Origin of the sequence: Staphylococcus sp. IVB6240 (assembly GCF_025558425.1) — a bacterium.
Classification (GTDB): domain Bacteria; phylum Bacillota; class Bacilli; order Staphylococcales; family Staphylococcaceae; genus Staphylococcus.
In genome coordinates this window covers 425,474-447,101 of the sequence record NZ_CP094718.1, presented here as the reverse complement: position 1 = coordinate 447,101, position 21,628 = coordinate 425,474, and the positions used below count along the sequence as shown (strand labels likewise).

The 21,628-nt window shown below is 36.6% G+C and carries 20 protein-coding genes; 7 read left to right on the top strand and 13 right to left on the bottom strand.

The window, feature by feature from the left end; translation table 11 throughout:
- The first annotated feature begins 292 nt into the window (after positions 1-292).
- From MUA88_RS02180 to MUA88_RS02170, 3 genes are all read left to right on the top strand, one after another.
- On the top strand, positions 293-1,171 hold the full coding sequence (locus MUA88_RS02180; RefSeq protein ID WP_262604523.1) for a DMT family transporter: 879 nt from the start codon (positions 293-295) through the stop codon (positions 1,169-1,171).
- Positions 1,172-1,190: 19 nt separating this feature from the next.
- A complete protein-coding gene (gene queF, locus MUA88_RS02175; RefSeq protein WP_262604522.1) occupies positions 1,191-1,691 on the top strand; it encodes a preQ(1) synthase in 501 nt (166 codons plus the stop codon).
- A 184-nt stretch (positions 1,692-1,875) separates the two neighbouring features.
- Positions 1,876-3,387 (top strand): peptide MFS transporter, encoded by a 1,512-nt coding sequence (locus MUA88_RS02170; RefSeq protein WP_262604521.1) that lies wholly within the window; start codon positions 1,876-1,878, stop codon positions 3,385-3,387.
- A 189-nt stretch (positions 3,388-3,576) separates the two neighbouring features.
- Here MUA88_RS02170 and MUA88_RS02165 read toward each other — a convergent pair whose 3' ends face one another.
- From MUA88_RS02165 to MUA88_RS02140, 6 genes are all read right to left on the bottom strand, one after another.
- Positions 3,577-4,104 carry a 5' nucleotidase, NT5C type gene (locus MUA88_RS02165; RefSeq protein ID WP_262605708.1) on the bottom strand — a complete coding sequence of 176 codons (528 nt, stop codon included), beginning with the start codon at positions 4,102-4,104 and terminating at the stop codon, positions 3,577-3,579.
- 74 nt (positions 4,105-4,178) lie between these two features.
- Entirely contained in the window at positions 4,179-5,228 is a 1,050-nt protein-coding gene (gene hisC, locus MUA88_RS02160) for a histidinol-phosphate transaminase (protein ID WP_262604519.1), read from the bottom strand.
- 142 nt (positions 5,229-5,370) lie between these two features.
- Positions 5,371-6,885 (bottom strand): ABC transporter permease/substrate-binding protein, encoded by a 1,515-nt coding sequence (locus MUA88_RS02155; RefSeq protein ID WP_262605707.1) that lies wholly within the window; start codon positions 6,883-6,885, stop codon positions 5,371-5,373.
- Entirely contained in the window at positions 6,882-7,838 is a 957-nt protein-coding gene (locus MUA88_RS02150) for an ABC transporter ATP-binding protein (protein ID WP_262604517.1), read from the bottom strand. Before MUA88_RS02150 ends, MUA88_RS02155 begins: the two co-directional genes overlap by 4 nt.
- A 190-nt stretch (positions 7,839-8,028) precedes the next feature.
- Positions 8,029-9,807, bottom strand: a complete 1,779-nt coding sequence (gene recQ / locus MUA88_RS02145; protein WP_262604516.1) for a DNA helicase RecQ — start codon at positions 9,805-9,807, stop codon at positions 8,029-8,031.
- A gap of 11 nt (positions 9,808-9,818) precedes the next feature.
- Positions 9,819-11,693: an ABC-F family ATP-binding cassette domain-containing protein gene (locus MUA88_RS02140; RefSeq protein WP_262604515.1), complete on the bottom strand. Its 1,875-nt coding sequence runs from the start codon at positions 11,691-11,693 to the stop codon at positions 9,819-9,821.
- Positions 11,694-11,806: 113 nt separating this feature from the next.
- On the opposite strand from MUA88_RS02140, the gene MUA88_RS02135 reads away from it, so the two are divergent.
- Complete coding sequence (locus MUA88_RS02135) at positions 11,807-12,622, top strand: ZIP family metal transporter (RefSeq protein WP_262604514.1); 816 nt, start codon at positions 11,807-11,809, stop codon at positions 12,620-12,622.
- Positions 12,623-12,690: 68 nt separating this feature from the next.
- Here the strand turns inward: MUA88_RS02135 and ltaS are convergent, their stop codons facing one another.
- From ltaS to MUA88_RS02100, 7 genes are all read right to left on the bottom strand, one after another.
- Positions 12,691-14,625 carry a polyglycerol-phosphate lipoteichoic acid synthase LtaS gene (gene ltaS, locus MUA88_RS02130; protein WP_262604513.1) on the bottom strand — a complete coding sequence of 645 codons (1,935 nt, stop codon included), beginning with the start codon at positions 14,623-14,625 and terminating at the stop codon, positions 12,691-12,693.
- A gap of 448 nt (positions 14,626-15,073) precedes the next feature.
- Positions 15,074-16,075 (bottom strand): 5-oxoprolinase subunit C family protein, encoded by a 1,002-nt coding sequence (locus tag MUA88_RS02125; RefSeq protein ID WP_262605706.1) that lies wholly within the window; start codon positions 16,073-16,075, stop codon positions 15,074-15,076.
- Complete coding sequence (locus MUA88_RS02120) at positions 16,075-16,755, bottom strand: carboxyltransferase domain-containing protein (RefSeq protein ID WP_262604511.1); 681 nt, start codon at positions 16,753-16,755, stop codon at positions 16,075-16,077. The genes MUA88_RS02125 and MUA88_RS02120 overlap by 1 nt, the downstream gene beginning before the upstream one ends.
- Positions 16,756-16,770: 15 nt before the next feature.
- The gene (locus tag MUA88_RS02115) at positions 16,771-16,989 is read right to left on the bottom strand and encodes a hypothetical protein (protein WP_262605705.1); all 219 of its coding nucleotides are present in this window, start codon (positions 16,987-16,989) and stop codon (positions 16,771-16,773) included.
- Between the two features lie 3 nt (positions 16,990-16,992).
- Positions 16,993-17,601, bottom strand: coding sequence for an aminotransferase class IV (locus MUA88_RS02110; protein WP_262604509.1), 609 nt, complete (start codon positions 17,599-17,601; stop codon positions 16,993-16,995).
- 2 nt (positions 17,602-17,603) lie between these two features.
- Positions 17,604-18,746, bottom strand: a complete 1,143-nt coding sequence (pabB, locus tag MUA88_RS02105) for an aminodeoxychorismate synthase component I (protein WP_262604508.1) — start codon at positions 18,744-18,746, stop codon at positions 17,604-17,606.
- Positions 18,730-19,323: an anthranilate synthase component II gene (locus tag MUA88_RS02100; RefSeq protein ID WP_262604507.1), complete on the bottom strand. Its 594-nt coding sequence runs from the start codon at positions 19,321-19,323 to the stop codon at positions 18,730-18,732. The genes pabB and MUA88_RS02100 overlap by 17 nt, the downstream gene beginning before the upstream one ends.
- Before the next feature lie 449 nt (positions 19,324-19,772).
- Between MUA88_RS02100 and queC the strand changes: the two genes are divergently transcribed.
- Genes queC through queE form a run of 3 tightly spaced genes read left to right on the top strand, consistent with a single transcriptional unit; the run spans position 19,773 to position 21,586 of the window.
- The gene (queC, locus tag MUA88_RS02095; protein ID WP_262605704.1) at positions 19,773-20,444 is read left to right on the top strand and encodes a 7-cyano-7-deazaguanine synthase QueC; all 672 of its coding nucleotides are present in this window, start codon (positions 19,773-19,775) and stop codon (positions 20,442-20,444) included.
- On the top strand, positions 20,441-20,869 hold the full coding sequence (gene queD / locus MUA88_RS02090) for a 6-carboxytetrahydropterin synthase QueD (protein WP_262605703.1): 429 nt from the start codon (positions 20,441-20,443) through the stop codon (positions 20,867-20,869). The genes queC and queD overlap by 4 nt, the downstream gene beginning before the upstream one ends.
- Positions 20,870-21,586 (top strand): 7-carboxy-7-deazaguanine synthase QueE, encoded by a 717-nt coding sequence (queE, locus tag MUA88_RS02085; RefSeq protein ID WP_262605702.1) that lies wholly within the window; start codon positions 20,870-20,872, stop codon positions 21,584-21,586.
- The last annotated feature ends 42 nt before the right edge of the window (positions 21,587-21,628 follow it).

Below are 21,628 nucleotides of genomic sequence, written 5' to 3'. Positions count from 1 at the left end.
GAAAAATGTTACATGTTCAAACCACAATTCATTAAAAAGCGATGGTATCAATGTATAAAGAGATTTTAAAAAATTTATTTGGGTAAACTGCTTGTTTTTCTCTTGCAAAAATTAGGAACTTCGATAACAGAACATTTGTTCGTATATTATTATACACCTTATTGCTTAAAAATCAATGCACTTAATGTACCATCATTTTGAACATAAAAGCAAAAAATTGAAATGTAGCACAACCCATTCTTTTATGCTACTATAGAAACGTTGAAAATTTAGTTTATGTAGAGGCGATTAAATGAATTCAAAAATGAAAGGCATTATCGCTATTTTAATTTCTGCTATTGGTTTTAGCTTCATGGCAGTTTTTTTTCGTCTTGCTGGCGATTTGCCTGTCTTTCAAAAGTCATTGGCGAGAAATTTTGTTGCGATGTTTATCCCCTTGTTTTTCATCTTAAAATATAAACAACCCTTTTTTGGTAAGTTGAGTAGCCAGCCTTTATTAATCACTCGATCAATGCTTGGCTTAACAGGTGTTCTACTCAATATATATGCGATTGACCATATGGTATTGAGTGATGCGGATATTTTGATGAAACTCAATCCATTTTGGACCATTCTATTAAGTTTGATTATTTTAAAAGAACATATTGCACGCTATCAATTTGTCGCAATGATTGTTGCGATTATTGGAATGCTCTTTGTTGTTCAACCAGAGTTCTCATCCGATGTATTACCTGCTGTAATCGGATTGTTATCTGGTATTTTTGCTGCTGGCGCTTATACAACAGTCCGTGCCCTGAGCACACGAGAAGCACCATACACAATTGTATTTTACTTCTCATTCTTTTCAGTTGTCGCACTATTACCATTTGTACTATTCACATATGAGCCTATGACTACGATGCAGATGACTTATTTAGTTTTTGCAGGATTATCGGCTGCTGTCGGACAAATCGGCGTCACTGTTGCTTATAGTTATGCACCTGCCAAAGATATTTCTATTTTTACGTACGCATCAATTTTATTTACTGCCCTTATTGGGTTTATCCTATTTGGAGAATCACCTGACTTCTATGCAGTGATTGGCTACGTGATTATTCTGACAGCAAGTTATTATATGTTTGAAGCTGCACGTCGCTCAACATCACCAAAACGACAACAATCTAAATCATAATAATACAGGAGGTCTTACTATGTCTGAAGGACGTTCAAAAGAAGACTTAAAAGATATCACATTACTTGGTAACCAAAATAATACGTACAACTTTGACTATCGTCCAGATGTCTTAGAGTCATTCGACAACAAGCATCAAGGTCGTGATTACTTTGTTAAATTTAATTGCCCAGAATTTACGTCACTGTGTCCAATTACTGGACAACCTGACTTTGCAACGATTTATATTTCATATATTCCAAATGTTAAAATGGTTGAGTCAAAGTCATTAAAACTTTATTTATTCAGTTTTCGTAATCATGGGGACTTCCATGAAGATTGTATGAACATTATTATGAATGACCTCATTGACTTAATGGATCCCCACTATATTGAAGTTTGGGGTAAATTCACGCCACGCGGTGGTATCTCAATTGACCCGTATACAAATTATGGTCGACCAAATAGTAAATATGAAAAAATGGCTGAATATCGTATGATGAATCATGATCTTTATCCAGAAACAATTGATAACCGCTAATACCTGTTTGAAAAGCATTATATAATCGATAAGAACGAGTGATGAATGAGACAAATTTGTACATTCATCACTCATTTTTTTAATTGATGAAAAATTAGAAATGTTATTTTTTCAGAATTTTCTTGTTAAAACTATTTAATAGGTATAAAATAGTTTTAACTCTCAAAAAGGAAGGGACGGTATTATGAGCAAACATTACACAAGGGAAGAGATCATTAACAGTACTCCACGTACGGGTTTCTTTGGTCATCCAAAAGGGCTGAGCACCCTGTTCTTTACAGAGTTTTGGGAGAGATTTAGTTACTATGGTATGAAAGCCATTTTAGCTTATTACATTTATTACTCTGTAGCCAAAGGTGGCTTCGGTCTTGATCAAGGCGTTGCACTTCAAATTGTATCTATGTATGGTGCGCTCATTTATATGAGTGGTGTTATTGGTGGTTGGATTGCCGACCGTATCATCGGTACACGACATGCGTTATTCTACGGTGGTATTCTCATCATGGTAGGTCACATCCTATTATCACTACCGAATAACTTCACACTCTTATTAGTCGCACTATTATTCTTGATTATCGGGACAGGTTTATTGAAACCAAATATTTCATCAACAGTCGGCTTATTATATGAAAAGAATGACCCAAGAATGGACTCAGCATTCACAATCTTTTATATGTCAATCAATCTAGGTGCTTTAATTTCACCTTTAATCATTGGTTGGACACAAATTAATATTGGATTCCATGCTGGATTTGCTATTGCAGCAGTCGGAATGTTCTTCGGATTACTTACATATTTTTTAACAAACAAAAAGTATTTAGGTTTAGCAGGGTTAGAAGTACCTGACCCATTAACGAAAGAAGAACGTTCAAAGTTTATCAAAATTATTAGTGTCGTTGCTGTCATCATTGTAGTTGTGTGTGTGGTACTCTCTATGATGGGACAACTTAACATTGCTAACTTCGCTAACTTTGTTACATTCTTAGGTGTTGGTTTACCATTATTCTATTTCGTTAAAATGCTTACAAGTAAAAAAACAGCAGACTACGAACGTAAACGTGTCTATGCATATATTCCATTATTTATCGCTTCTGTTGCATTCTGGATGATCCAAGAACAAGGTTCAACAGTGCTAGCACAGTTTGCTGATACAAAAACACAACTTGATTTAGCAAAAGTAACAGGTGGCTTAATTGATTTCCACATCCCACCTGCTTGGTTCCAATCATTGAACCCATTATTCATTGTTGCATTTGCACCATTGTTCTCAATTTTATGGGTGAAACTTGGACGCTTTAATCCACCAACTGTTCTTAAGTTTGCGATTGGTGTATTATTAGCGGGTGTTTCATACTTAATCATGGTTATTCCATTATCTACAGGTGCAGAATTGATTAATCCATTCTGGTTAGTAGCAAGTTTCTTAATCGTTACATTAGGTGAGCTTTGCTTATCACCAATTGGTTTATCAACAACAACTAAATTGGCACCTGAAGCCTTTACAGCGCAAATGATGAGTGTATGGTTCTTATCAAACGCTATGGCACAAGGTATCAATGCGCAAATGGTTACAGTTTATACAGCTATTAGCTCAAACCAATACTTCTTATATTCAGGAAGTATTGCCCTTGCCATCGGTGTGTTATTATTCATTGCTTCACCATTCATTAAAAACTTAATGCAAGGTGTTAAATAATTCATAAAAAACAGGCATTTCCCACTTGCGGGAATGCCTGTTTTTATAATACCATTTTAGAAAATGAAAGACTTATATTGATGAAGAAGTCGTTTTATAACAAGATATGTTAGCCCGTCTTCCACTTCTCCCTTGTAAAATATAGAGACACCTCTTTTGATAAGTCAAAGGAGGTGTCTCTATAATGTCTTATTTTAAAAAGTAGTCTTCTACTTCACGCCAGTTTTCTAAGCGTTCAAAGTCTGTATTTCCTTGGTTATGTGGGGCACCAAACATTAATGGTTTCCCTTTAAAAATACTGAGTTGTTTTGGATTATCATCAATTAAATAATCTGTTGCTGCAATATTTTTACGTCCACAAAATACAAACTGCTGTGGATCTAAAAATGGAAAATGTTCAAGTAACCATTCATATTTATCATGGAAAGAAGTAGGGACATCCATTGCCGCAGTAACAATATATACATCATACTTCTCAGCTAACTTTTCTACAACTTCTTGCGCATCTTTAATGACCGGTAAACGCCCAAAGAAGCCATCCTCTTCTAAAATTTCACGAACCAATTTTTTATGTTCAGGCATGATATTATATATCTTTTGTCCTATCATCGCTTCAATGGTAATGCCTAATTCCGTTCGGCGATTAAATTCATCTAAAATCGCTCCTAATGTGTCCGCTAAAACTTCATCCATATCAATTCCAATTGATTCTCTCATGCTATCGCTCCTTGTGACTGTCTAACTGTATTTATTATAGCAAATTGTTACCTTAACTTCCTTTCAGACAGATCTTAAAATTGGGATAGCACTTCACGAATTGCTGTATTCTGTTCAGGGAAACCGAAAGTAATACGCACACCATTTGGAAAGGCACGTGCAATAATTCCAGCCTTAAGTAATGCTTCATCTAATTCTGCCACACGATCTGTTTCGACAAAAATAAAGTTTGTTTGTGTTGGATATAATTTCAATGTTGTATCAATGTTCTCAAACTTTTCACGTTCTTCTTTATTCAATGCCACAGTTTTTTCTAAATATGTTTGATCTTTGAATGCTGCTAAAGCCGCTTGTTCAGATAAACGTGTTGTATTAAATGGCGGACGAATCACATTGAGTTGTTCAGCTAATGACATTGGTGCAATCATATATCCAATACGCAACCCTGCTAAGCCGTATGCTTTGGAGAATGTGCGCAACATTGCAATGTTGTCATACTTTTTCATTAGTTCAATCGTATCTGGATAGTCATCTGCTGTCACATATTCAGCGTAGGCCTCATCGAATAAAATGGTAACGTGAGATGGTATTTTTTGAATAAAAGCTTCAATTGCATCTGCATTATGATATGTACCTGTCGGATTATTCGGGTTACAAATCCATACAAGTGCCGTTTCATCATCCACAGCTTCTGCAATACCATCTAGATCAAAAGTCCCGTCTTGTAAAGGGACTTGGACAATATTAGCATCTTCAACAACAGCATTGTGGAAATATTGACCAAATGTTCCTTCACTCGTTACGACCTTATCTCCAGAACGAATGGTAGTACGTGAAATAATTACAATCATTTCATCTAAACCTGCACCAAATACAACCTGGTCTTGGTCTACACCATAGTGTGTCGCAATCACCTCTTGTAATAATGGCGCATTTGGTTCAGGGTATAAAAATAAGTCATCTACATGTGACTTAATGGCTTCTTTCGCTTTGGGTGATGGGCCATAGACATTTTCATTGGATGCAAGCTTATGTAACTCACCTGTAATGCCTAACTTTTTCTTTAATGCTTCTGGTGATAAACCAGGCGTATATGCACGCAACTGAGAAATTTGTGACTTCATATTCATGACCTCCATATATTTCTGAAAATTTAAAATATGTTAACTATTATAACCATTAACGCGTTAAATAGCTAGTGTTGATTCCTTTCTTTTCTTTGTAAAAAACGAAGTAGAATCAAAAACATTCTACTTCGTTTTATAACTAATCAATTAAGTGATTCTTTTTTAGATAGTCTTTTGCGACATCGTAAGGACGCTCACCTTTCTCTGCAACACGATAGTTCATATCTTGCATTTCTTCATCTGAGATTTTACCTTCAAGCTGATTCAATGCTTTGACAACTTCTGGATGTTCATCAAGAAAAGCTTGTTTAAAGAGAGGTGCTCCTTGATATGGTGGGAACACGTGTTGATCATCTTCTAATACGACCATATCATATTGTTTTAATTCTGCATCAGTTGAATAGGCATCAATCAAATTGATATCCCCTTTTTCAACAGCTTGATAGCGTAATTTCGGCTCCATTGTTTTGACTTGATTGAAATTCAAATCATATGTCTTCTGTACTTTAGGATAGCCATCTTCACGGTCATTAAATTCTAATGTAAATCCAGGTTTCATCTCACTCTCTACACGCTTCAAATCACTGATTGTTTTTAAATCGTGTTCTTCAGCAAATGATCTTTTCACTGCCAATGCATACGTATTATTGTATTTCATCGGTTTAAGCAATGTCATATCATATTTTGATTCCAAGCTTGTTTTCGCCTGTTGGTATACTTCTTTTTCTTCATTCGATTTTGGTGATTCTTTCGTTAGCTCACCTAACACAGTTCCTGTAAACTCTAAATAACCATCTATCTCATCTGCCTTCAAAGCATTGAATAGGAACGTTGTTTTCCCCATTCCGTCTTTAACATCAACCGTAGCATCTGTTTCTTCTTCAATGATGATCTTATACATATTTGTAATAATAGACGGTTCTGTTCCTAACTTACCTGCAACTGTAATTTCATCGTTTTTATTCGCTAACATAGGAGCTAATGAAACACCTAACATCACAATGAGGATTGCTGCAAGTGTCCCTAACATTTTACGGTATGATACGCGACTGAGTATACTTAAAATAATATCAAATGCAATAGCAAGTAATGCAGCGGGAATCGCACCAATTAGAATCAATGACGTATTATTTCGATCGATACCTAATAATATCAAGTCACCTAAACCACCTGCACCAATCAATGCGGCGAGCGTTGCTGTTCCAATAATTAAAACCATTGCAGTACGCACACCTGCCATAATAACCGGCATTGCAAGTGGCAGTTCTACACGAAGTAGTCGACGTGCAGGCTTCATCCCAATCCCTTTTGCCGCTTCAATCAGCGATGGATCAACGCCTACAATGCCTGTATACGTATTACGCAAAATTGGTAATAACGCATAGATAACGAGTGCAATCACAGCTGGTACTGTCCCAATACCAAATAATGGAATCATCAAACCAAGTAAAGCGAGCGACGGAATCGTTTGAAGTACAGCCGCCACATTAATAATAGGTTCTGATAACTTCGGTGTTTTCGTTAATAAAATACCGAGTGGTACACCGATGAGCACAGCAATGAGTAATGCGATAAAGGATAGCTCAATATGTTCAAGTAATGCACTGAGTAGTTCACCTTTACGTTCAGCAAGTGTTGAAATAAATGTATTCATCGTGCATCACCTCCCTTATTTTGAGAGAGGAAGCGGAATATATCTTCTCGTGTCAGTCGCCAACGTTGGCCATCCACTTCAATTAACACCGCTTCATGCGTTGCAAGTTCACGATAGACATCACTGACTGCATCTCCTCGATGGACGATTGGCAAGTTCGTTTCATTCTCTGAAGTCGGTGAACCTGCCAATTCAGCAATTTTACCAATTGTGAAATGATTGAGCACGACACTTGTTAAGTCACCAATGAACTGTTGTACGAATTCATTTTTAGGCGTTTTAACAAATTCATTCGGCGTCCCAATTTGTTCAACACGCCCTTGATTTAATAGACAAATACGATCTCCTAATTTAAATGCTTCTTCAATATCATGTGTTACAAATACAATCGTTTTTTTTATTTTACTCTGTAAGTTAAGTAAATCATCTTGAAGCTTTTCTCTAGTGATAGGGTCTAATGCACTAAATGGCTCATCCATCAATATAACTGGTGGATCTGCTGCCAAAGCTCGGACGACACCTACACGTTGACGTTGTCCTCCTGAAAGTTCGCTTGGCATTCGATCACGATATTGTTCGGGTGGCAATCCAACCATCTCTAATAATTCATCCACACGTGCATCGATTTCTTGCTTTTTCCATTGTTTCATCAACGGGACTTGCGCAATATTATCACGAATGGTCAAATGAGGGAAAAGAGCGATTTGTTGTAATACATACCCCATATCCCAACGCATTTCGTACACAGAATAATCACTTACTGGCTTTCCTTTAAAATAGATATAGCCTTCAGATAAGTCGATCAAGCGATTAATCATTTTCATTGTCGTTGTCTTACCTGAACCAGAAGGGCCAATAAGCACAAAAAACTCCCCTTCTTTTACTTCTATATTGACACGATCGACAACTGTTTTGTCACCATAACGTTTCGATACATTTTCAAATTTAATCATTGTCTCACTTCTTTTTAATTATTTAACATCTTAAAAATATCATACCCGTATCGCGAATGATTACCCTTATTTAAACATATTTTTTTAAACTTTTATTTCTATTTGCTTATTTGTCATTTTGAACAAAGTAAAAACACTGGTTACCACAGACTTATTCATCATCTGCTTGCCAGTGTTTTGATTATTTAGTTTATGCAGTTGTTTTATAGGCTTGTATGACTTCTAAAAAGGCAGGACAATAGTGCTTCAGTTTATAGCTTCCCACACCTTCTATTTGAATCATATCTTGTTTTGAAGTTGGTTTTCGTTTCGCAAACTCTTCCAATGTAAAATCTGTAAAAATATTTACAGGTGGTACCTGCAACTTATCACTCAATTTCTGACGTACTTCTAAGAGTTGCTCTAAAAGTTTTCGGTCAACGCCTTCCACTGTATTGATCTTAACAATCTCTTTAGATTTACGTCGGAATGGTGTGGTATGGACCTGTGTTTCATCCTTAAGTATTTGCTTCACCGTATCATCACATAATAGAATCTCATCTTGCGCATTTAGATAACCTTTAAAACGCATTTCATCAATCAAGTGATGTAACTCACCGGTCGTATACTCTTTCATAATGCCATAAGTCGACAAGTCTGAAAATCCTTGATGCTGAATGTAATCAGATTGTTCACCACGCAGAACTTGAATCACTGTTTGATATGACTCTTGCTGGTTTAGACGGGCCACACAACTAATAATCATTTTTGCTTCTTTCGTCATATCATATGTCTTATTTTTGGCAATACAATTGCTACAATGACCACATTCTTCAAGACGTTCATTCGGTTCAAAATAATGAACGAGTGTCGCTTCCAAGCACTGCTTCGTCTTAGTGTAATGGATCATTTTCGTTAATTTTTCACCCATTTTATCCTGGTAATCTTCATCTGCTTTAGATGATGTAATGAAATATTCATGTAGTCCAATATCGCGTTCCGTAAATAATAAAATACAGTCACTTTCTAGACCATCACGTCCAGCACGCCCGGCTTCTTGATAATATGATTCCAAATCACCCGGCATATTATAATGAATCACAAATCTAACATTTGATTTATCAATCCCCATACCGAATGCATTCGTTGCGACAACCACACGCGTGCGATCATATAAGAAATCATTTTGTGCCGCTTCCCTTTCTTTTGCTGAACGTCCTGCGTGATAGAACGTGGCAGAGACACCTGCATCTTCTAATGCATTGTGCAGTGCCTCGACTTGTTTGCGTGTCGCACAGTAAACGATACCTGAAGCTTGTGCATGCTGTTTGATATATTGAATCACAAACTTTTCGCGCTGATATGTTGGGTTTACTTCGAATATGAGGTTACGGCGTTTAATACTCGTTTTAACTACATGATTCGACTGAATATACAAACGCTGCATAATATCTTGTTGTACTTCTGCTGTTGCTGTAGCTGTCAATGCAACGATTGCAAAGCGCTGTGGTAATGCAAGTACTGTATGAATAACAGCTTGATAACTCGGGCGAAAGTCATGTCCCCATTTAGAAATACAATGTGCTTCATCAAATGCGACTAACGCAATTGACAAGCGACGTAATAACGCAACAAAGCGTGGTTGTTCTAATCGCTCTGGCGCAACGTATAAAAACTTAATCTCTCCAGCACGCAACTGCGCTTCAATCTCTTGTTGTTCCTTGGTGCTTTGGCTGCTATTTAAATAAGCAGCTGAAACACCCATCGTTTTAAGTTGATCAACTTGGTCTTTCATTAGTGATATAAGTGGACTAATCACCAAAGTTGTTCCAGATAATTTAAGTCCTGGTACTTGATAACAAAGAGATTTACCACCACCAGTTGGTAACACACCTAATGTATGTTGTCCGTCCAAAACATATGAAATAATTTCTCGTTGTCCGGGTCTAAATTTCTGATATCCGAAATAATGCGATAGTACCTCTTCCATCTGGATCCCTCTTACTGTTCCATAATTTCTTCTAGTTCACTCCAACGTGTCATATCCTGTTCATACTGTATTTCTAGTGAGGCTTTTTCATCGTTCAATGTTTGAATTACTGTATAATCTGCAACTGCAGCAACCATCTCTTCATCAATTGCTGATAAGCGTGTTTCTGCCTCATCAATTCTTGTTAGTAACAGTTCATATTCACGTTTTTCTTTATAAGATAACCCACGTTTCTTAGGTTTTTTTGATGTTGTATTCACTGGCTTTTCTTGTACTTCAACAGCCATTTCTTGTTCTTTTTTGAAAGCTAAATAGTCTTCAAAACGACCAAGTATCATATCGACTTGACCATCATGAACATACCAATAATAATCCACCACTTTATCTAAGAAATAGCGATCATGGCTCACTGTAATCACTGTTCCTCCAAATGTCTGAATATAATCCTCTAATATTGTTAAAGTTTCAGTATCTAAATCATTTGTCGGTTCGTCTAGTAGCAACACATTTGGTTGATGAACAAGTAAGCGTAATAAGTATAGACGTTTCTGTTCCCCACCTGACAATTTATAAACCTTCTTGCCATGTGTTTGTGTTGGGAATAAAAACTGTTCTAATAATTGTGTGACTGAAACAGTTGTACCATCTTGTTGTTTCGCCACTTCTTGTTCTTCACGTAAAAAGTCAATCATACGAATATCTTGTTTTAAACGTTCATCCGTTTGTTTAAAGTAAGCAACCTTTACTGTTTGCCCCACTTTTAATACACCACTATAGTCCGTATCTTCACCTGCTAAAATATTGAGTAATGTTGTTTTACCTGCACCATTCTCTCCAACAATACCAATTTGCACACCTTTTTGAATAATTGTAGTTAAGCCATCAAAAAGTTTACGATTATTGATTGTTTTACCAATGTTTTCTAACTCAAACACTTGTTTTCCCAATCGTGAATGTGCTAGATTCAATGATCCTTTTTCTTGTGTATGTTGTGATTTCACTTGAGCTTCTAACACTTTGAAACGATCTTGGCGTGCTTGTTGCTTTGTAGTTCTCGCCTTAACGCCTGCACGCATCCATGCTAGTTCTTGCTTGAACAAGGCCCGTTGTTTCGTTTGTTGTTTTGCCACAACTGCTTCTTGTTCCGCACGCATTTCAATATACGTTTCATAATTTCCTGGATACGATGATAGTTTACCACGCTGTAACTCAACAATACGTGTCGAGACTTCATTTAAAAAGTAGCGATCATGCGTAACAAATACAACCGTTTTCGGATAAGATTTTACAAAGTTAATCAACCAATGAATCGATTCAAAGTCTAAATGGTTGGTTGGCTCATCTAATAGGAGTAAGTCTGGTTGTTCTATCAATGTTCGTGCTAATACCACACGTTTTTGTTGCCCACCCGATAACTCTCCAATACGTTTTGTTGTATCATGAATGCCTAACTTCGATAAAATTGTTTTAATCTCTGCACTGTAGTCCCATGCGGCCAATCGATCCATTTCAGATTGTGCTGTCATCATTTCATCTAAAGCTTTATCTGTCTGTAACGCTGCATATTGTGATGTTGCCAACTCATATCGCTTAATGGCCTTCAATGTTTCAGTATCTGCACTATACACGACATCATATACAGTCATTTCTTCATTTAAATAATGTTGTTGTGATGCATAACGAATACGGTATTGTTTAGGGTGTGTCACTTCACCATCAAAATCTTCATCCATACCAGCGATTACTTTTAATAAAGAGCTTTTACCTGTTCCATTAATCCCTACCAAACCAACACGCTCTTTGTCAGAAACTGCAAATTCTAAGTCATCAAATATCACTTTATCAGCAAATGATTTATTTAAATGTTCAATTTTATACGCTGCCATCCAACATACTTCCTTTTACCTTATAGATTTACTCAACTATATCTGTTAATCTTAAATCAGTTCTATCTATTATACCTTTTTTTCTATTCAAATGATACAAGGAGACAAACGCTATGTTGAATTACATTGCCGATAGCCCACCATTTGTACAAGCACTTATTGCAGGATTAATTACATGGTTACTCACTGCACTTGGTGCCGCTACGGTATTTTTATTTAAAACAGTAAATCAAAAAATATTAAGTTCCATGCAAGGATTTGCAGCGGGTATCATGATTGCTGCAAGTTTTTGGTCATTATTGCAACCTGCCATCGAAAGCAGCTCAGATAGTTCGTATCCATGGTTACCTGCCGCAATTGGCTTTTTACTCGGCGGTATCTTTATTCGTTCTTTAGACTACGTGATTCCACATATGCACCGCAATGCGCAAGACCGCTCTCAAAAAGTTGAAGGGGTTGAAACTGGATTGAGTAAGAATACCTTACTTTTTCTTGCAATCACACTACACAACATTCCTGAAGGTCTCGCAATTGGTGTTGCATTTGGCGGAGTAGCAACTGGGAATGAACATGCAACATTACTTGGTGCATTAGGTCTCGCAATCGGTATTGGGATTCAAAATATTCCTGAAGGTGCTGCCCTTTCACTACCAATGCATGCTGCCGGCCAATCTAAATGGAAATCTTTTAACTACGGGCAAGGCTCTGCACTTGTAGAACCTGTTTTTGCGACGTTAGGTGCTGCAGCTGTTCTCATTGTCACACCTATCTTGCCTTATGCACTCGCTTTTGCTGCAGGTGCCATGATTTTCGTTGTCGTTGAAGAATTAATTCCCGACTCACAATCTGGTGAAAATACTGACCTCGCGACCTTGAGCTTAATGCTCGGATTCACAATTATGATGATATTAGATGTTGCATTAGGTTAAGCATGCATATCTACTCAAAAAGCGACTGGCTTTGCACACAATGTGTAAAGTCAGTCGCTTTTTTGGTTCTATTTTTCACCTTTAGAACCCGCTTCATATTTATATTTCGTTGGATCTACTTTATTAAAGTCCGGATTGTCATAGAATCGGAATAAGTCACCGTTCAAGATTTTATCTGAAACTTCAAGGTCTGTTTGAACTTGCTGCTTCATTTTATCCAAGTCTGCTGGTGGTGTCTCCATTGGTTCATTATCTTTATTGTTGTACACCTTACCATTTACATACTTGTAATCTTTTGTTACAAAGTCACCATTACGGAATGGTACCACTTCTTGGTGATCTTTTGACAACATGTCTGTACCTAACATTAAGTAGTTAGATGTATCAATACCAAGTAAGTGAAGCAATGTTGGCATCACATCAACTTGTCCAGCGTATGTTTCATCTACTTTTGGTTCAACACCTGGTGCTTTAATCCAAAAACCAGTTTTATTTAAGTCATTGAATTTTGCTGGTGTAATTGGTTCACCTAGTAACTCACTCATTGCTTTATTATGATTTTCTGAGATACCATAATGGTCACCATAAAGAACGATGACTGAGTCTTCATAAAGACCACGACGTTTCAAATCTTCAATGAATGCTTCAACTGATTCATCTAAGTAACGCGCTGTCTGAATATATCCATCTACTGTATTGTTACCTGTATCACTTTTTTCAATTGTTGCATCTTCTTCACTCAACATGAATGGATAGTGGTTTGTCAGTGTCACTAAATGAGAATAGAACGGCTCTTTTTCTTTATCAAGATATTCCGCTGACTCTTCAAAGAATTTTTTGTCCTTTAATCCTAAATTCTCTAAGTTTTCAGGTGACATATCATAGTATGTTGCATCATAAAACTTATCAATACCAAAGTGTCTATATACTTGATCACGGTTCCAGAAAGTTTTGTAATCACCATGCATCACGTTTGTCGTATAGTCTTGTTGTTGGTGTAAAATGGCTGGTAATGATTGGAACGTGTTGTCACCTTTTAATGAAAAGGCAGATCCTTGTGGCAGGCCGTATAAACTATTATCCATTGTAAATTCAGCATCTGATGTCTTACCTTGACCTGTTTGGTGATAGAAGTTTGGATAATATCTAAAGTCATCTTGTCCAGAAGCTAACTTATTTAAAAATGGTGTCACTTCTTCACCATTTACTTTTTTATTAATTAAGAACGTTTGGAAACTTTCTAAGTGAATTTTAATGACGTTCTTACCTTTTGCCTTACCATAGTATTCTGGATTTGGTTCTGTATTTTTCTGTTTAGAGTAATTCAATACTTCTGTCAAATCATCTTCAGAAGCCAATGCTTTTTGTTGATTGTTTTCAATGGTTTTTACACCGTCATATACAGTGAAGTTGTAAGGTCCTAAATATTTCACTAAATATTTATGGTCGAATGTACGTGTTAACAATTCTGGGCGGTCAGCCTCTGCAAACGCTAGGTTCAAGAAGAATAACGCAATCGCTGTCCCCATCACTACAGGAACGAACTTCTTATGGAAGACCTGTTTGCTCAACCATTTTTGTTTAAACATTAATACAAATAAGTACACAAAAGTATCTATAAAGTATACAAAGTCATACCATTGGAATGACGCACTGACAGCTCCACCCATCGAGTCCACATTGCTCACTTGGTTTAGTGTACTAAATGTAATGAAATCTGAGAAAAATCGGAAGTACACAACATTGGCATACAATACAATGGTAATTAAAATGCCACCAATAAACATGAACCAATATGCCTTTCTACCTTTGAAAAATAGAAATACACTCAATATCAATGCAACCAAACTATATGGGTTCATTAAAAGTATTAAGTTTTGTACAAGTCCTTTCACCCCAAGTGACAAGTCCACGTAATAGGCAAAGTACGTTTTCAATGAGATGGTTAATACCATCAATAAGAAAAACGTAAAAATCCCTATTTTTTTATTTCCTTTTTTCATGTATGTTCCCCCGTTAATTATGCATCTCTTAGGTTTTTTATAGTAAAATAGCACGAATCCGCATGTTAGAACAAAACGATGCACTGCACCGTTTGCTTTAATTTTTAAATTAATCTATTTGTAATCTTCTTGTAACATTCAATATAAGTTCAGTATAACAATATATACGAATTAGTGACAAATTTCAAGTGATAACCAAAAAGGTTCCTTAAAATACTTGATAATTTTGTAATAAAATCACTTTTCATACAGCTACTCTTTTTATTATAGAGGATGACTTTCTTTTTGTATTCAGACTCTAGTTGTAGTGAATTGGAACAAAAGTATTGCTTTATGTCTCCATTCTATCCGTGTTAGAGAAGCAGAATACTCACAAACAGTTTCCCATAGTACAAATTAGTCTCCTCGTTCTACTCGAATTCTAACTGCACTTCTCACATCCTCTTGCTTAAGACATTTCTTCTTTCATACGATATTCTATACCCGTAAAGAGATGACGACACCATTTATGATATTTAAATAAATTCTGTTCAGCTTGTGCAATATCAATCATTTGAAATTTCACTTTAGACCCTTGTCGTTTTTGTGCAATTTTTGATAAATGATAAGTGGCAATGGTCCCCACTTGTGGGTAACTTCCTAGTGTATAATGGTCATTCAGCAAAATGACCGGAGATCCATCTTTTTTAACTTGTATTGTGCCTCGTTTCACAGATCGATGCGGGGGCATCCCTTCATAATGTGCCTTTATCGGCAGACCATCTAATACAATCCCCATACGATTTGCTTTGCTTGTTACTGCATACTCTTGTTGTGTAAATAATCGTAAACTATCTGCATCAAAATCTTCCGTCCCTTTGTTCGGAATGACATGTATCACATCAGATAAATAGTTAAATGATAATGTATAACCATCAACGCCCCATGTCGTCGTACCTGTTTCTTTTAAACGTTCAAACAGTTGACGATGACCTTGATGATAGTTACGTTTTAAGTTAATCTCATCACCAGATTTCAATGTACGTCCTTGAAATCCGCCAATTTTTGAGAGCGTATCTGTAGACACAGATCCCAACCATGAATCAAGTTCAAAACCACCTGCAACAGCCAGATAAACACGCGCACCTCTGTGTAGCGCATCAAAGTGTAGAACATCTCCTTGATTCATCAAATAAAGTTTATTAATTTTAATTTGTCGATCATCTGTACGCGCAATAGTAATAGCACCTGATAGTGCAATTAAAGTAGTTTCAGTGAAGCGTATGCGTGCCATGCGATTAGTCATTTCTAATGTTGCTTCACTTGGATGATTCCCAACTAATCGATTGGCTATTTCATGTGCAACAATATCAAGTGCACCACTACGAATGATACCCAAATGTTCATAGCCCTGTCGCCCAATATCTTGAAAACTTGAAAAAAGCCCACCATCTTCAATGATTAATGTCATCACATATCACGCCCTTCTTGCAATGCATCAAATTTCACATAATCTCCCAATGAAATGTGTGCAAAATCTTCTTTGCTTGAATCAAATAATTGTAATGGCGTCCAACCAATCACTAACCAGTCTTCATATGTATCAATCGTTGTAATGCCACATTTATTATTTTCTAGAATAACCGAACCTGCTGGAATAAATCGTTTTTCTGATGCTGTATGATTAACAATTATTTTTGGATCAACACCTGATAAATATGGAAATCCTGGTGAATAACCCATCATTGATACAAAATAGTCACTGGATGTATGGTAGTGAACAAATGATTCTTCCGTCAGTTCTAATTCTTCCAAAATACCTTTTAGATGTGGACCATATTCTCCACCATAATACATAGGAACTTTGACACATCTACGTTGCTTTTTCCATTTTTCTTCTGATAGATCTATTCCTAAGATAAAATCTTTCATATATAAAAATGGTGATGTTATATCCAATTGTTTCATCATCATCTGTGCATCATAAGAAATCAGCATATCTGTTTCTGTAGGAACAATTTCTGTTATAAACGGAATATTTTGTTCGTCGAGATAATGCTTTAAAACAAGTAATCGTTGTGTTGCATTAGGTGTCACTTGACCACGCAAAGACACAACAATTGCTTGGTCCCCCTGACTATAAACTTTCATTCGGTCCACCTCATTTTATGTTTCATTATAAAACATTTTTAATAATTGCGTTATATTCTGTATCAATTCGCCAACAAAGTAGTAAATCACAATGACTTCTATGAAAATAACCACACTCACAAGCAAATAAGCGTAAGCATAACGCCCACTCCGTTTAAAATGAACACCCATTTTCTTTCCAAACCACATCAATAAAAGAAACAATATAAAATAACCTAAAATCTTCATGACCATCACTCAACTCTCTATAAATCGCACTGGCACCCACTCTCTCAAGCTATTAATCATCCATATCGGTTCTTCTAACTCGAGTGCAGTTTTTAATGTATGTAGTGTTAAGTCCGCTTCCTTAATTTCACCTTGATCTAATAAAGCTTGTCGCATACATCCTCGTAAAAAATTATCATGATAACTGGGTGTTAATAATCCTTGGTCATTCGAAATAACCAAGTTTCCAATATCAAATTCTAATAACTGCCCTTCTAAATTATAAAAAAGTACCATATCTGTCTGATGATCATGTTGTAAAAAAGCACGCTCAGATGTCTTGTGTATCCTTTGCCAAAAAGACGTATCGTCATCAATTTCTACAAGTCGAGCAGTCATGAAAGGTTTATCCATTAATTCCCCTACTTCAGAAGATAAGACACCTTTATCAGATAGGTTTATCTTTAAACGAAAACACCCTTGCTCGTGTACTCTTTTTAAATCTGAGATAACTTGTTGCCATTCCCTTTGAGAAAATGGTATATCTAATGCTTTAGCAGAACGCGAGATTCTTTCAACATGATATGTTTCACGTGGAATCATTCCTGCTTCCAAACGCATCGTTTCAAATAATTGCATATTTATAGCCCCTTTAAAATACGTGTCTTATCTTGAAATTCAGCATATTCTTGTGCAGGATCTGAGTCAATCGTTATACCTGCACCTACACCATAGATGAACTTTTCTCCTAGTCGTTGAATGGTTCTTATAGGCACATTAAATACTGCATTTCCTTCTGGTCGTAATAACCCAATCGTACCACAATATCCATGACGTGGTGTGGGCTCAAGTCGATGAATGATTGACATCGTATTTACTTTAGGCGCACCTGTAATTGAGCCACATGGGAATAATGCAGCAAACAAATCATTTAATGACGTCTCTTGTTTCACTGCGCCACGAACCATTGTTGTCATTTGATATACGGTTGGATACGTTTCAATCGCACATAATTCTCCCACACGCACTGTGCCATGCTTTGCGATTCGTGCAATATCATTTCGTAACAAGTCCACAATCATAATATTTTCAGCTCTATCTTTCGCTGATTGCTGTAACAACTCATAATTCTGTTGATCTTGTTGTGGCGTTGCTCCCCGTGGCATTGTCCCTTTCATTGGTTTACTCATCACAACCTTCTCAGACTCGTCAAAAGGTCCCACTTGGAAAAATAACTCTGGCGATATGGAAGCAATTTGTAACACATCCGTATCAATCAATGCTGTATATCCACCATTCGCTTGCTGTGTTAATTGATGATACAGCACACTCATAGACGTTGCTGCTGCCGCTTCAAGTCTTGTTGTATAGTTCACTTGATACGTCCAACCATCTACAATTTCTTGCTGAATCGATTGAATATTTTTCATAATTGTCTCTTTGGTTTCAGTAAATTGAAAAGATGGCGAAATCACCTGCTCTGTTGTCTCCCACTTTACACTCGCCTCATCAACAGGTGCCTCAAATGCATAACAAGCCGCATATATACCATCTATTGGCGTATACACCTTAAAATCTGTATTATAATAAGCCGCTGCTTCATAAGGAAGGTATAACGCAACGTAATAACCCGCTTGCTGTAACCGTTCTGCCTCCACAACAACTTTGCCTACTTCTGATATTTGATGTGCAATGTATGAAGCACTCGGTTCATCAAACGTATAATGATATTTCTCTGTCGTTTGTTCATCTATATAATATGTATAATTAAACTTCACAACCATTGCTAGACCCTACCTTATTAAGAAAGTTACGTATTTGCGCATGTCCATGCTCTGACAAAATAGATTCCGGATGATATTGCACCGCATAAATAGGCAATGTCTCATGTGCTACAGCCATAATCATTTGTTCCTTATTCGTTGCAGTGACAATTAATGGGGATTGAGTCGTACTCGGATCTGCCATTAATGAATGGTATCGCATCACATGAAAAGACGCTGGCAACCCTTTGAATAATTGTGAACCATCATGTGTGATTTCTGTTGTATGTCCATGGACAGGAAATGGCGCATGTACAATCTTTCCGCCATAGTAAGTAACTATTAATTGAAAACCTAAACAGACACCCAATATCGGCATACGTGTTTCAAAATGACGTAACACATCTTGTAATATTGGATAATCTTCTGGTGCGCCCGGTCCAGGAGAAATAACAATTGCCTCGGGTTGATAAGCCTCCAAACGTTCAAGCGTCACCTCATCGACATCGATCACTTCGACACGATGTGTACTCTCTGTCTTCAAATAATCTACAATATTGTATGTAAATGAATCTTTATTATCAATCATTAATATCATCTGTTCTACCTCATTTATATGGTATTAACTCTATTATCACAAATGTCTCTCCAATTGACAAAAATGAATATCTACTATAAAAAACAAACTAAATTAATATAATTGAGATATGAAATAATCGATCAAAACGATGGTATATTTTTAACAAATACAGACTGTACCTCTTTGATATTCTGATAGAAAACTGAATGCCCACCTACCAACAGTTGATTTCTTTGTTCAGATGCGTTACATTAATCAACGTAAAATAATCAAACAGAGGTTCCTAGCGTATACTAAACCCTCTATAAAAAACTAGACTATCATTTTCCGTCTGTTTTTATAGGGACGGACTTTTTTATGCATTTTTGCACAATATTGCCCGTCGTATAAAGATTATGGTTATCTACTTTTTATACCCCCTTTCTCAACTGCTTGGAATGCTCAGAAATTAAAGGAGCGACATCAAAATGTCAAATGCACTCAACCAAGAAAAAGCACTTGTCGTATTTAGTGGCGGTCAAGATAGCACAACATGCCTCTTTTATGCCAAAAAACTCTTTAAAGAAGTAGAGTTGGTCACCTTTGAATATGGTCAACGTCACGCTAAAGAAATCGAGGTCGCAAAAGCGATTGCTGAAGATCAAGGTTTGAAACATCATATTTTAGATATGTCATTACTATCACAACTTTCTCCTAATGCACTGACATCAACTGACATTGATATCGATACATCTGATGAGATTCCCAATACTTTTGTCCCAGCACGTAATCTTCTCTTCTTATCATTTGCTGGTGCGCTAGCTTATCAAATCAATGCCAAACATATTATTACAGGCGTTTGTGAAACAGACTTCTCTGGCTATCCAGATTGTCGTGACCAATTCGTTAAATCAATGAATGTCACAATGAGTTTGGCAATGGATCGAGATTTTGTTATTCATACTCCACTCATGTGGCTTGATAAAAAAGAAACTTGGGCACTTAGTGATGAACTAGGCGTATTAGACTATGTTCGAAATCAAACACTTACATGTTACAACGGTGTCATTGCAGATGGATGTGGTACATGTCCTGCTTGTCAACTCCGTCAGCGTGGCTTAGAACAATATCTTAACGAAAAAGGAGCACACCAATCATGATGCAACAAATCTATCCAAATATTGACCATCCGTACAGCTTTGAACTAAATAAAGACTTTAACTTTTCAGCAGCACACTACATTCCTGCACCAGAAGCTGGAAAATGTATGCGTACACACGGTCATACTTATTTCGTCAACTTAACAATTGCTGGAGATGCACTAGATGACACAGGGTTTTTAATTAATTTCAGTGAATTAAAAGCTTTGATACATGACCAATTTGACCACTATTTACTAAATGACCTTCCATTATTTGAAGGTAAAAGCCCGTCTACAGAAGTGGTTGCACAAACAATTTATGAAATCGTAGCAGATCGTCTTGCCGAATTACCACACGCGCCAAAATGCTTACAAGTTTTCTTACGTGAGACACCATCAAGCTATGTTGTTTATCGTCCAAAACGTACGAAGGAGCAACTATAAATGGCTGTAAAAATACCAGTACTTGAAATTTTTGGTCCAACTATCCAAGGTGAAGGTCAAGTCATCGGCCGTAAAACGATGTTTGTTCGCACAGCAGGATGTGACTTTCGCTGTAGTTGGTGCGACTCTAAGTTTACATGGGACGGCTCCATGCGTGATGAAATTGAAATGCTAACAGCCGAAGAGATTTGGCAACGTTTAAGTGAAATCGGCGGTGACTGTTTCGATCATATCACCATTTCTGGCGGCAACCCTGCACTTCTTAAAAACTTGCAATCCTTTGTTGATCTGTGTGAAACAAAACATATTCAACTGGCATTAGAAACACAAGGAACAGCATTTCAACCATGGATGCGTCAAATACATGATTTAACTATTTCACCGAAACCCCCTAGTTCTGGAATGGATCAGAACTTGGAGCAATTAGATGCAGTGATTGCACAGTGTCGACCTGAATCAATTAGTCTTAAAGTCGTTGTATTTGATGAAGCAGACTTGGCATTTGCGCAAAAGATACATCAACGATACCAAAATGTTCCATTCTTTATTCAAGTCGGCAATCCTTACTTAGATGAAACAGTTGAAAATCATACAGCAAAACTTTTAGATCGCTATGAATGGTTAATAAACCAAGTTATGTCAAATTCAACACTTAACCATGTCCGTGTGTTACCACAATTACACACATTGTTGTGGAGTAACCTTAAAGGGGTGTAAAATAATGAGAAGAACAGTTTTTAAATGATGAATAATCTACGA

Bases quoted from the DNA above. Each gene is read 5' to 3' on its own strand.
- MUA88_RS02180 (WP_262604523.1), top strand. From the start codon at position 293: ATGAATTCAAAAATGAAAGGCATTATCGCTATTTTAATTTCTGCTATT.
- queF (WP_262604522.1), top strand. From the start codon at position 1,191: ATGTCTGAAGGACGTTCAAAAGAAGACTTAAAAGATATCACATTACTT.
- MUA88_RS02170 (WP_262604521.1), top strand. From the start codon at position 1,876: ATGAGCAAACATTACACAAGGGAAGAGATCATTAACAGTACTCCACGT.
- MUA88_RS02165 (WP_262605708.1), bottom strand. From the start codon at position 4,104: ATGAGAGAATCAATTGGAATTGATATGGATGAAGTTTTAGCGGACACA.
- hisC (WP_262604519.1), bottom strand. From the start codon at position 5,228: ATGAAGTCACAAATTTCTCAGTTGCGTGCATATACGCCTGGTTTATCA.
- MUA88_RS02155 (WP_262605707.1), bottom strand. From the start codon at position 6,885: ATGAATACATTTATTTCAACACTTGCTGAACGTAAAGGTGAACTACTC.
- MUA88_RS02150 (WP_262604517.1), bottom strand. From the start codon at position 7,838: ATGATTAAATTTGAAAATGTATCGAAACGTTATGGTGACAAAACAGTT.
- recQ (WP_262604516.1), bottom strand. From the start codon at position 9,807: ATGGAAGAGGTACTATCGCATTATTTCGGATATCAGAAATTTAGACCC.
- MUA88_RS02140 (WP_262604515.1), bottom strand. From the start codon at position 11,693: ATGGCAGCGTATAAAATTGAACATTTAAATAAATCATTTGCTGATAAA.
- MUA88_RS02135 (WP_262604514.1), top strand. From the start codon at position 11,807: ATGTTGAATTACATTGCCGATAGCCCACCATTTGTACAAGCACTTATT.
- ltaS (WP_262604513.1), bottom strand. From the start codon at position 14,625: ATGAAAAAAGGAAATAAAAAAATAGGGATTTTTACGTTTTTCTTATTG.
- MUA88_RS02125 (WP_262605706.1), bottom strand. From the start codon at position 16,075: ATGACATTAATCATTGAAGATGGTGGGCTTTTTTCAAGTTTTCAAGAT.
- MUA88_RS02120 (WP_262604511.1), bottom strand. From the start codon at position 16,755: ATGAAAGTTTATAGTCAGGGGGACCAAGCAATTGTTGTGTCTTTGCGT.
- MUA88_RS02115 (WP_262605705.1), bottom strand. From the start codon at position 16,989: ATGGTCATGAAGATTTTAGGTTATTTTATATTGTTTCTTTTATTGATG.
- MUA88_RS02110 (WP_262604509.1), bottom strand. From the start codon at position 17,601: ATGCAATTATTTGAAACGATGCGTTTGGAAGCAGGAATGATTCCACGT.
- pabB (WP_262604508.1), bottom strand. From the start codon at position 18,746: ATGGTTGTGAAGTTTAATTATACATATTATATAGATGAACAAACGACA.
- MUA88_RS02100 (WP_262604507.1), bottom strand. From the start codon at position 19,323: ATGATATTAATGATTGATAATAAAGATTCATTTACATACAATATTGTA.
- queC (WP_262605704.1), top strand. From the start codon at position 19,773: ATGTCAAATGCACTCAACCAAGAAAAAGCACTTGTCGTATTTAGTGGC.
- queD (WP_262605703.1), top strand. From the start codon at position 20,441: ATGATGCAACAAATCTATCCAAATATTGACCATCCGTACAGCTTTGAA.
- queE (WP_262605702.1), top strand. From the start codon at position 20,870: ATGGCTGTAAAAATACCAGTACTTGAAATTTTTGGTCCAACTATCCAA.